This is a genomic window from Streptomyces spiralis, from assembly GCF_014654675.1.
GTDB classification, from domain to species: Bacteria; Actinomycetota; Actinomycetes; order Streptomycetales; family Streptomycetaceae; genus Streptomyces; species Streptomyces spiralis.
Genome location: NZ_BNBC01000030.1, coordinates 115,249 through 122,848, shown reverse-complemented (window position 1 = coordinate 122,848; position 7,600 = coordinate 115,249). Strand labels below are relative to the sequence as shown.

At 68.1% G+C, this 7,600-nt stretch carries 9 protein-coding genes; 6 read left to right on the top strand and 3 right to left on the bottom strand.

The features are described from left to right. Both IE318_RS27770 and IE318_RS27765 read left to right on the top strand, forming a co-directional pair. Nucleotides 1-249: zinc ribbon domain-containing protein (locus IE318_RS27770; RefSeq protein ID WP_189904686.1), on the top strand; the 249-nt coding region annotated here is incomplete at its 5' end. 78 nt (nucleotides 250-327) lie between these two features. Continuing rightward, a complete protein-coding gene (locus IE318_RS27765; RefSeq protein WP_229903785.1) occupies nucleotides 328-1,314 on the top strand; it encodes an amidohydrolase family protein in 987 nt (328 codons plus the stop codon). Here the strand turns inward: IE318_RS27765 and IE318_RS27760 are convergent. Together IE318_RS27760 and IE318_RS27755 are read right to left on the bottom strand one after the other, a co-directional pair. Then, a complete protein-coding gene (locus tag IE318_RS27760; RefSeq protein ID WP_189904684.1) occupies nucleotides 1,308-2,057 on the bottom strand; it encodes an SDR family oxidoreductase in 750 nt (249 codons plus the stop codon). The two genes, IE318_RS27765 and IE318_RS27760, sit on opposite strands and share 7 nt — an antisense overlap. A gap of 14 nt (nucleotides 2,058-2,071) precedes the next feature. Continuing rightward, entirely contained in the window at nucleotides 2,072-2,821 is a 750-nt protein-coding gene (locus IE318_RS27755; RefSeq protein ID WP_189904682.1) for an SDR family NAD(P)-dependent oxidoreductase, read from the bottom strand. Between the two features lie 114 nt (nucleotides 2,822-2,935). Between IE318_RS27755 and IE318_RS27750 the strand changes: the two genes are divergently transcribed. Both IE318_RS27750 and IE318_RS27745 read left to right on the top strand, forming a co-directional pair. After that, nucleotides 2,936-3,535: a TetR/AcrR family transcriptional regulator gene (locus IE318_RS27750; protein ID WP_189904680.1), complete on the top strand. Its 600-nt coding sequence runs from the start codon at nucleotides 2,936-2,938 to the stop codon at nucleotides 3,533-3,535. 532 nt (nucleotides 3,536-4,067) lie between these two features. Next, nucleotides 4,068-4,460, top strand: coding sequence for a transposase family protein (locus IE318_RS27745; protein WP_229903784.1), 393 nt, complete (start codon nucleotides 4,068-4,070; stop codon nucleotides 4,458-4,460). A 138-nt stretch (nucleotides 4,461-4,598) separates the two neighbouring features. Here the strand turns inward: IE318_RS27745 and IE318_RS27740 are convergent, their stop codons facing one another. Further along, the gene (locus tag IE318_RS27740; RefSeq protein ID WP_189904678.1) at nucleotides 4,599-5,207 is read right to left on the bottom strand and encodes a TetR/AcrR family transcriptional regulator; all 609 of its coding nucleotides are present in this window, start codon (nucleotides 5,205-5,207) and stop codon (nucleotides 4,599-4,601) included. A 91-nt stretch (nucleotides 5,208-5,298) separates the two neighbouring features. On the opposite strand from IE318_RS27740, the gene IE318_RS27735 reads away from it, so the two are divergent. After that, nucleotides 5,299-6,045, top strand: coding sequence for an SDR family oxidoreductase (locus IE318_RS27735; protein ID WP_189904668.1), 747 nt, complete (start codon nucleotides 5,299-5,301; stop codon nucleotides 6,043-6,045). 218 nt (nucleotides 6,046-6,263) lie between these two features. Beyond that, nucleotides 6,264-7,562 (top strand): CHAT domain-containing protein, encoded by a 1,299-nt coding sequence (locus IE318_RS27730; RefSeq protein ID WP_189904666.1) that lies wholly within the window; start codon nucleotides 6,264-6,266, stop codon nucleotides 7,560-7,562. The last annotated feature ends 38 nt before the right edge of the window (nucleotides 7,563-7,600 follow it).

Genomic DNA, 7,600 nt, shown 5'->3' with positions numbered 1-7,600 from the left:
GACCGCTTCTTCCCCTCCTCCAAGCTGTGCTCCCACTGCGGCACCCTCCAGCCGGAGATGCCGCTGAACGTCCGCACGTGGACGTGTGACAGCTGTGGCACGGCCCATGACCGGGACGTGAACGCGGCGAAGAACCTTCTGGCCGCCGGGCTGGCGGTGTCTGTCTGTGGAGCCGGTGTAAGACCTCAACGGAGAACTCCGGGCGGGCAGTCGGCAGTGAAGCAGAAAGCCCCACGGCGCGAGCCGTAGGAATCCCCCTCGTTCACGAGGGGGAGGAAGTCAAATCCACTTCTACGACGTGCGCGCGCGGTCTCCGGTCCGAACTCGATGCGGGCCTTCGAGGAGAACGGGCTTCCCGGAAAGCTCGGGCTGTTCCTCAACCACGGGATCACCACCATCAAGTCGGTGGGCGATCCGACGGACGGAATCCTGGACACGCGGGCCAAGATCGCCGCGTGCACGCTGCGGGGCCCGCGACTGTTGGCGACCGGTTGCGGCATCACCGGACGCGACGGGCACCCCGCCGCCACAGTCTTCAGTGGCAACCCCTGGGCGCGCGAGCGCTTCACGGGAGAGGTCGAGAGCGTGCAGCAGATGCGCGACCTGGTGCACCATCTCGCCGACCGCAAGGTGGACGCGATCAAACTCCTGTCGGAAGGTGCGTGCGCACACTCCGGCGGGCCGAAGTACCTCTGGAAGAATCCCGCCTTCCCGGATGGTGTCGAGTTGGAACGGCTTCCCCTCGATCTTCTACGGGCGGGTATCGAGACCGGGCACGAGCGGGGCCTTCGGGTCACCGTCCACACCACCCAGCAGGCCGCGGCACGCGAGGCGATCGAGGCTGGAGCGGACGGCCTGGAGCACGGTGTCACCGTCGAGCCCCTCACCGACCACTCGCTCATCGACCTGATGCTCGAACACGGCATCACCTACACGCCCACGCTCTGGATCGACGACGCCCACCCGGACGCCCGCGGCAATCTCAAGAAGGTCGCTCAGGCCGGCGTGCACATCGCGCTGGGCAGCGACACGTTCAGCGGTCGGGGCCTGTTCGGGGCCAACACCCTGGAAGAGGCCGAGCTCATGGTGGCGGCCGGGATGACGCCCGCCCAGGTGCTGACCGCAGGCACCAGCGGCGCGGCACGGCAGTGCCTCCGCCCCGACCTCGGCACGGTGGCCCCCGGCAAGCGCGCCGACCTGCTCGTGCTGAAGGGCGATCCCACCGCGGACATCAGCAACATCCGCGACCTCAGCATCGTGATTCTGAACGGCGCGCTCGCCGTCGACAAGCGCCAGGAACAGGTGCTTCAGTAGGCAAGCTCCCCGATGCCGCCATCGACACGCAGCACGGTCCCTGCGGTGTAGGCGGACTCGTCCGAGGCAAGGTAGACAGCCGCCTTCGCCATCTCGGTAGCGGTGCCGATGCGATGGAGGGGCACGGTCTGCCGGAGTTCCTCGTAGAGGGCGGCTTGGCGCTCGGGGCCGAGGGGCGCGAACGCGTTGGTGATCGTCGGGCCGGGGCTCAGTCCGTTGACGCGGATGCCCCGGTCCTTCAGCTCATAGGTCAGCCCGCGCGTGTAGGAGAGCAGGCCCGCCTTGGCCGCGCCGTAGACCGTCGCGTTCTCGTGTCCGATGTACGCGGAGACCGAGCCGACGAGGATGACCGAGGACTGCTGCGAGAAGAGCGGCAGCAGGTCCCTGATCAGGAAGAACGGCGACTTGAGGTTGGTCGCGAGGAGCCTGTCGAACGCCTCCTCGGTCCATGCCTCGATCGGGAGGTGGGTGATATCGGCTGCGTTGCTCATCAGGATGTCGAGCTTCGGCCATTCCTCCCGGAGCCGCGCCGCGAGGGCCGCCTGGCCGGGTACGTCGCCGGCGTCACTGGCGATGGTCAGCAGCGGGCCGTCCAATTGCCGGGCTGCCTCGTCCAGCTTTTGCTGCGAACGGCCGGTGATGGCGACAGTCGCTCCCTCGGCGAGGAATTCGCGGGCCGTTTCCAGGCCGATGCCGCTCGTCCCCCCTGTGATAAGTGCGTGCTTTCCTGCAAGACGATCCATTGTTCTGTCTCTCTTCAGATTGCGGTGCGGCCACCGTCGGCGGCCACGATCGCCCCGGTCATGTAACTGGCCCGGTCACTGGCGAGAAAGGCGATCACGTGGGCCACCTCGGCCGGGTCGGAAGTGCGCTTGAGTGCGGTGGTCAGGCCCATGCCACCCATGTCCGGGCCCATCGCCGCGACCACCTTCGAGGTGCGCATCGGGCCCGGAGCGACGGCGTTGACCCGCACGTTGGACTCGGCGAATTCCGCCGCCCAGGTGCGGGTCAGCGATTCGAGCGCCGCCTTGGTGGCCCCGTACACGGCCATGCCCGGCATGCCGAGGCCGGCCGCGGTGGAGCTGACGTTGACGATGCTGCCGCCGCCGCCCGCGGCCATCTTCTCCGCGAGCAGGGCGGTGAGCAGGAACGGGGCACGCACATTGACCGCGAAGGCGGCGTCGTAGCTCGCGAGGTCCTGCTCGGTTGTCGGGGAGAACGTCATCACGCTCGCGTTGTTGATCAGGATGTCGACGGCTCCGGCGTCCTCGACCAGCTGTCGCACGGCCGCCGAGTCGGACAGATCGGCAGGGACGAAACGCACCGTCCCGGCGCACTCGCCACCGGCTGCGCGAAGGTCTTCCACGACCTGGGCACCGCGCTGCGGATCGGTACCGGTCAGGATCAGGTCGGCTCCGCCTCCGGCCAGCACCCTGGCCGTCGCGTGCCCGAGTCCGCCGATGGCGCCGGATCCGGTGACGAGTGCAGTCTTGCCTGCAAATTCCATTGCTTCGCCCTTCGTGCCGGCCAGGGGCCGACTTCCGTGCATCCGTTCAAGAAGTGCCACAGCGGAAGCTACGACTTCTTGAACGCCTAGTCAAGAAGTCGTAGTATCGAGCACGTGGCACGAACCGGACGCCCCCGCGAGTTCGACAAGGAACAGACGCTGGAGCGCGCACTCGAACTGTTCTGGTCCCGGGGATACGGAGCGACGTCGATCCAGGACCTCGTCGACGCGCTGGGTGTCGAGCGCGGCAGCCTGTACGCCGCATTCGGCGACAAGCGCCGCTTCTACCTCGAAGCCGTCAGGCTCTACTGGGAGGTGTACGAGCGGCACCTGATCACCGCACTCGACACCAGCCCGCTCCTGCCCGCCCTCCGTGAGATCCTGACCCATCCCGCGCGGCTGGACGAACTGATCTCCGACAGGGGCGTGCCGCAGGGCTGCCTCGTCGGCAACACGACCGCCGAACTCGTCCCCCAGGACAGCGAAGCCACGAAAATCGTCACCCGCTCGTACCGCCGGTTCACCGACATCCTCGCCGGCGCACTCCGCCGCGCACAGGCCGCCGGAGAGGTCACGGACACCCACCCCCCCGAGGCACAGGCGCAGCTCCTGCTCTATGTCGTCCAGGGCCTCTCGCTCGTATCGAGGGCGGGGCTCGACAGGACGGCAGCCCTGGCAGCGATCGACACGGCAGTGGACGGATTGCGGGCGTGAGGGGACCCCTCCGTGAGCGACCGGAACCCTCCGGGCACGCGAGACTCCCTCACTGTCCACGTTCACCGGGACCCGCACCCCCATCAGGCGAGGAGTCGAGCGGCCGCTACTTCTGGTGTTCTGACGGACTGATAGTCCGGGATCCTGGCATCGACAAAATGATCCAGGTACTCGCCGGCCTGCTCGACGCCGCTGACTTCACGCAGGTGCTTCAAAGACTCGATGACGAACAGCCAGCACCCTCATTCTGAAACGATCTGTAAGCGATGCCCTGAACGGGCTCGAAGAGGCGGGGCTCATCGAGCCGGGCTGGGTCGAGGGCGAAACCTGGCGCGCCCTGCGCGACGCGCTCGCCCGGGACAACGGTCCTTGGCACGCGCGTTGAAGAAGGTCACCCGAAAGGGCGGCCACGTCGTCCTGGTCGACGGCACCCTGATCGGCAGCCGGCGCCGCACGGGGAAGGACAACCGCCGCAACTACAGCGGGAAACACAAGGCCCACGGCCTGCTCCTCCTCGCGCTCACCGACGAGCGTGGCCCGCCTGCTTTGGCTGTCTGCGGCCCGCCCGGGACGCTCCTCGGAGATCACCACCGCCCGCTACAGCAAACTCGTCGAGCGCCTGCGCGCCCACGAGCTCGGCGCCATCGGCGACCTCGGCTTCATCGGCATGGACGACGGTGTCGACAACCCGGTGGTCATCACCGGCTACAAGGCCGCCCGCACCAAACCGCTCACGTCGGCGAAGAAGCAGGTCAACAAGCTGATCGCGTCCGTCCGCGCGGTCTGCGAACACGCCTTCGCCCACCTGAAAAACTGGAGGATCCTCAGCAAGCTCCGCCTGCACGTCCGGCACACCTCCACGCTCCTGCGGGCCCTGCACGTCCTGACGAACCTCGAAGTCACCCGGTGTGCCCTGGGATGGTGAAGTCAGCCGAGAGCGGTTCTGTGACCCGCGGCGGCTAACTTCCTTGTCCAAGCGGAGACTTGATGGCTGGCGATGTCGCTGATTTGGGAGCGGTTCCTCGCTTCGGATGGCGCGACACGCTCCCACGGGCACCTACTGTCAGACGGGTGGCCAGTTCCGCAGCGCCGCGTCGGCCACCTGCTGGAGTTCGGAGCGGGTGGCGCCGCCGGCAGCCTGGACGGCGATGCCGTTCGACACCGTCATGACGTATCGGGCGAGCAGTTCCGGATTCGCGCCGGGCGGCAGGTCACCCTCGTCGACAGCCTGCTGGAACCGGTGACGGAGGCGGGCACGGCCGTCGTCGCGCCAGGCGATCAGGGCATCCTGGGCCGCCCGGCCGGAGTCGCCGGCGGCCAGCGAGCCCTGTACGCCGAGGCACCCGGCGGGGCAGCCGGGGCGGGTGGTCGCGCTGACCGAGCCGGCGAGGAACGCCGTGGCCACCTCGCGGGCGCTCGGTTCCTCCAGTGCGCGGGCCGCATAGGCGGCGGGGCCTTCGGTGTAGCGCTCCAGGACCTTGCGGAACAGCTCCTCCTTGTTGCCGAAGGCCGCGTACATGCTCTTGCGGGTGATGCCCATGGCGTGGGTCAGGTCGGTCAGGCTGGCGCCTTCGTAGCCCTGCTCCCAGAAGACCATCATCGCCCGCTCCAGGGCCTCGTCGGCGTCGAACCCCCTTGGCCGGCCGAGAGGCGCTTTCCGAGTGATCTCCACGGCTTCATCCTACCCCTCGATACCGATCGGTGCAGAAGTGCTACCGTTTAATTCTGCACCGATCGGTATCTAAGTTTGAGGAGTTCAAGCAGTGGGACAGCTGGAAGGCAAGACCGCCGTCGTCACCGGCGGCAGCACCGGAATCGGCCTGGCCACCGCAGCGCGGCTGGCGTCCGAGGGTGCCCATGTGTTCATCACCGGTCGGCGCAAGGATGCGCTCGACAGGGCCGTCGAGTCGATCGGTGACTCCGTCACCGCGGTGCCGGGTGACATAGCGGAGCCAGCCGACCTGGACCGGCTGTACGACGCGATCCGTGACCGTGGCCGAGGCCTGGACGTGCTCTTCGCCAACGCGGGCATGGCCACGCTCGCACCGTTGGAACAGGTCACCGAGGAACAGTTCGATCAAATCTTCGGCGTCAATGTCCGGGGCACACTGCGCACCGTGCAGAAAGCGCTGCCGCTGCTCAACGACGGCGCCTCGGTGATCTTTAACGACTCCATCCGTGCCGACGACGGCCGGGAGGCCTTCGGCCTGTACGCGGCGTCGAAGGCCGCGGTCCGGTCCCTCGCGCGGACCTGGGCCAACGAGCTGAAGGGCAGGGGCATCCGGGTCAACACGGTCGCGCCGGGCGCGATCGACACCCCCGGAGTCGACATCGCCATCGGTGAGGAGAACGCGGACGCCATCAAGGCGGAACTCGCGGCGGGAGTTCCGATCGGCCGCAGGGGACGCCCGGAGGAGGTCGCCGCCGCCGTGGCCTTCCTCGCCTCCGCGGACAGCAGCTTCATGCTCGGTACCACCCTGCACGTCAACGGCGGTGAGAACCAGTTCTGACCCCGCCACGCGGAGTCCCGAACTGTCGCGGGCGAGTCGTCGCCCGCGACATTCCGCGGCAAACGATCTTCACGCCGGACAACCGCCCACGACCAGCACGAGTACACGAACAACCACTCACACCAGCACCCTGACCAGCATCTTCAGGATGGCGGATCTTCATTGCGGAACGGGACAATGGGTTGAGCACGGTTTATCCCTTGCCATAGATTCTGAGCATGCTACGGGGGACGCATCCGCAGGGGCTGAGCGCAACGGACCAGCGGATCGCGCTGGCCCACGAGTGGGACGAACTGGTGGCCCGCGTGCGCCGGTTAGGACCGCAGTTCGCCTCGTTCCTGGCACCGCCGCGCGCACAGGACCTCGCGTCGGCGGTCAGTGACGGTACCGGAGTGCTGATCAACATCGCCAAGGAATGCCACGCGCTCCTGGTGACGGCGTCCGGAGTGACGGCCGTGCCTCTGCCCGGTCTGTCCGCCGCGGAGGTCGTCGACCGCACCGCGAGGCACCTGACGGGACTCCACCGGACAGACATCGCCGCTCGACGGGTGCACCACACCCAGCAGCGAGTCCGGGTGCGCAAGGTGTCCGCCACCTACCAGGCGCACCACGCCGCGAAGATCGAGATGGTCAAGGCCCAGGCCGAGCTGGACGGGACCCTTGTACCGCAGCTCGCCTGGCTCTGGGACACCGTCGCCGAGCCGGTTCTCCGGGCGATGGACGCTTCCACGACAGCCGACGCCGAGGCCAGGCACAGGATCTGGTGGTGTCCGACCGGGCTGCTGTCCTTCCTCCCGCTCCACGCCGCCGGGCACCACGACGGGAGCGGACGTACGGTCCTGGACCGCACCGTCTCCTCCTACGTTCCGACACTCCGGGCGCTGGCCCGGGCAACCCGTTCGCCGGAACCGGAGTCGGCGGAGACCGACAAGCTGCTGGTGGTCGCCGTCCAGGAGGCGGACGGCATGCCTCCCCTTCCGCAGGTCGAGGACGAACTCCAGGCGCTGGAAAACGTGTTCGGGTCCGACCGGCTGACCGTACTGGAGGGCCCGGACGCCACTCGGGAAGCGGTCCTCGGCCAACTGACGAAGCACCGCTGGGCACACTTCAGTTGCCACGGCCGGCAGGACCCACTCGCCCCGTCCAACGGCGGACTCCTCCTCACCGACGGCACCTTGGGCATCAGGGAACTCGGCGGCCGTTCCTACAACGGGGACTTCGCCTTCCTCTCCGCCTGTATGACGGCTTCCGGCGGACTTTCGCTGAGCGACGAGGCCATCACCATGGGGGCCGCGCTGCACTACTCCGGCTTCCGGCGTGTGGTGGCCACCCTGTGGTCGATCGACGCGGCCACGGCCACCCGGCTCACGCGTGACGTGTTCGGATCGCTGACACGGGGCGGACTGTTCCGCCCGCAGGAATCCGCGACCGCCGTCACAGAGGCGGTGATCGGACTGCGGAACGAGACTCCCGAACGCCCCAGCAGGTGGGCCGCGTTCACCCACATCGGCCCCTGACCCACCCCACCCGTCCGCCCGACATCAAAGGAGGGCTT

What these genes read in the sequence shown, in the direction of transcription:
- IE318_RS27765 (WP_229903785.1), top strand. Translation starts at nt 328, where the DNA reads ATGCGGGCCTTCGAGGAGAACGGGCTTCCCGGAAAGCTCGGGCTGTTC.
- IE318_RS27760 (WP_189904684.1), bottom strand. Translation starts at nt 2,057, where the DNA reads ATGGATCGTCTTGCAGGAAAGCACGCACTTATCACAGGGGGGACGAGC.
- IE318_RS27755 (WP_189904682.1), bottom strand. Translation starts at nt 2,821, where the DNA reads ATGGAATTTGCAGGCAAGACTGCACTCGTCACCGGATCCGGCGCCATC.
- IE318_RS27730 (WP_189904666.1), top strand. Translation starts at nt 6,264, where the DNA reads ATGCTACGGGGGACGCATCCGCAGGGGCTGAGCGCAACGGACCAGCGG.